Raw genomic sequence first — 475 nt, 5'->3', positions numbered from 1 at the left:
CTGCCAACCAACAATCTGTCCAATCCAAGTTGCACCTGGTGCCCCCAAAACAGTTGCTATTGTTAAACCAAGCATAACAGACCCAACAGCTTTGGAGCGTTCATTCATTTCCACCATTGAAGCTGCCACCAGAGTCGCAAGACCAAAATAGATGCCATGGGGAAGACCACTAAGAAAGCGCAATGTTCCTAATATGCTAAAATCAGAAAAAAAAGCAGTGGCAATATTTGCCAGCGCATAAAAAAACATCAATCCTATTAAAGCAGTTTTGCGTGAGAACGGAGCTGTCGCAACAGCCAAAACAGGGGCTCCAATCACAACCCCCAATGCATAAGCAGAAATATATTGACCCGCTGTAGGAATATCAACAGATGAATTTCGTGCCATCTCCGGCTGTAGCCCCATTGCAACAAACTCTGCCGTACCAATAGCAAAACTTCCCACCGCAAGAGCTAAAATTGCCAAACGCCGTGTT

The 475-nt window shown here is 45.3% G+C and carries 1 protein-coding gene; it reads right to left on the bottom strand.

The window, feature by feature from the left end:
• Positions 1 to 475: MFS transporter (locus ACFIO5_RS11035; RefSeq protein WP_375705426.1), on the bottom strand; the 475-nt coding region annotated here is incomplete at both ends.

It is taken from the genome of Bartonella sp. AA86SXKL, assembly GCF_042196885.1.
Note: the sequence above shows the minus strand (reverse complement) of the source record. Positions and strands in the feature narration are given on the sequence as shown.